Source organism: Streptomyces katrae (assembly GCF_000966975.1).
GTDB lineage: Bacteria > Actinomycetota > Actinomycetes > Streptomycetales > Streptomycetaceae > Streptomyces > Streptomyces katrae.
This window is the reverse complement of record NZ_JZWV01000671.1, coordinates 1-1,988: the sequence shown is the minus strand read 5'-3', so window position 1 is coordinate 1,988 and position 1,988 is coordinate 1. Positions and strand designations below refer to the sequence as shown.

2 protein-coding genes are annotated in these 1,988 nt (G+C 74.8%); both read left to right on the top strand.

The features are described 5' to 3' along the window. On the top strand, positions 1-1,137 hold a 1,137-nt coding region (locus VR44_RS23655), incomplete at its 5' end, for a helix-turn-helix domain-containing protein (RefSeq protein WP_045949594.1). Between the two features lie 107 nt (positions 1,138-1,244). Continuing rightward, on the top strand, positions 1,245-1,988 hold a 744-nt coding region (locus VR44_RS23650), incomplete at its 3' end, for an alpha/beta fold hydrolase (protein WP_045949593.1).

Below are 1,988 nucleotides of genomic sequence, written 5' to 3'. Positions count from 1 at the left end.
GAGCAGCTGCGGCGGGCCGCCGCACGGTTACCGGAAATGGAGCCCTGGGAGGCAGCACGGCTGGGCGTGGCCGCGTACCACCTCGACCTCCTCGACACCTGCCGCCCCCACCTCCAGAGGGTCGTGGACCACGAGGTGGAGACCGGGGCCGTGGCCGCCGGCATGGTCATGCTGCACCTGATCATGCTGGACCAGACGGCGGTCGGCGAATGGGACGGGGCGGAGCGGACCGGGCAGCGCGTCCTCGACCTGGCGGTCGGGCACGGCCACCACCTGTTCGCGGCACAGAGCCGCGCCTACCTGGCCCACCTCGCGGCCCTGCGCGGCCGGACGGACCGCGCCCGCGACCTGTGCGCCCAGGTGGACGCCTGGGCCCGTCCGCGCGGACTGGGGTTCCTGACGCAGCTCACCGACTCCGCCGCCGCCACCGCCGCGCTGGGCGCCGGCGACCACGAGGCCGCGTACCACCACCTGGCCGCCATCACCCGGCCCGGCGAGTTCCGGCCGTACGCGTACCAGGCGCCGCGCACCCTCCTCGACCTCGTCGAGGCCGCCCGGCACAGCGGGCGCGCCGAGCAGGCCCGGGCGCACGCCCTGGCCGCCCGCGACGCGGGCCTGCCGGACGTCTCGCCCCGCCAGGCTCTGATCACCTACGGCGCGCTGGCGATGACCGCGCGGGACGAGCCGGAGGCCGCCGCGATGTTCGCCCGCGCGCAGGCCCATCCGGACGCCGCCCGCTTCCCGTTCGAACTGGCCCGGATCCGCCTCGCGCACGGGATCCGCCTGCGCCACGCCCAGGGCCGGGACGATGCCCGCCACCAACTGGAGCTTGCGGAACGGGAGTTCGAGCGGCTGGGCGCGGCCGGCTGGGCCGAGAGGGCCCGGGCCGCCCTGCGCGCCACCGGGGCCCCGCTCCGCGCCTCGACCGCCCACGCCGCCTCGCTGACCTGGCAGGAACGCCGCATCGCCGACCTCGCCGCGAGCGGCCTGACGAACAAGGAGATCGGCCGGCGGATGCACCTGTCCCCGCGCACCGTCAGCTCGCACCTGTACCGCGCCTTCCCCAAACTGGGCATCACCACCCGGGCGGCGCTGCGCGACGCGCTGACCCGCAGCGAGGCGCTCTCCCGCGCCTGAGGCCCGCCGCCGCGCCCGTGGATGAAAGAGCGTCACATGACTGATGCCGACGGCCGGCTGCCCGTGGAGAGTGGGGAGGGCCAGCAGCCCTCCAGGAAGGAACGGACATGATCGACAGGCGTACCGTCACCCAGGCCATCGGCCTCGGGGCGGCTGCCGCCGCCCTGCCCGTCGGCGCGGGGACGAACGCGGCCGCCGCACCGGGCGGCCGCACCGCCTTCGCCCCGCTGAAGCGGATCCGGGCCGGGTTGCTCGACATCGGCTACGCCGAGACCGGGCCCCCGCACGGCCCCGTGGTCCTGTGCCTGCACGGCTGGCCCTACGACATCCACAGCTTCACCGAGGTGGCGCCGCTGCTGTCGGAGGCCGGCTACCGGGTGATCGTCCCGTACCTGCGCGGCCACGGCACCACCGCGTTCCTCTCCCCGAAGACGGTCCGCAACGCGCAGCAGTCCGCGGTCGCCCTGGACGTCATCGCCCTGATGGACGCCCTGAAGATCCCCGAAGCGGTCCTCGCAGGCTTCGACTGGGGTTCGCGGACCGCCGGTGTCGTCGCCGCCCTGTGGCCGCAGCGGGTCAAGGCCCTGGTGCCGGTGAGCGGCTACCTCATCACCCACCTCCCCTCGCAGAGGAACCCGCTGCCGCCGAAGGCCGAGCACACCTGGTGGTACCAGTACTACTTCGCCACCGACCGGGGCCGCACGGCCCTGGAGACCAGGCAGAACCGGCACGACCTGTGCCGCCTGGTGTGGGAGGAGGCCTCCCCGACCTGGAACTTCGACGACGCCGCCTTCGAGCGCACCGCCGCCGCGTTCGACAACCCCGACTACGCCGCCATCGTGGTCCACAAC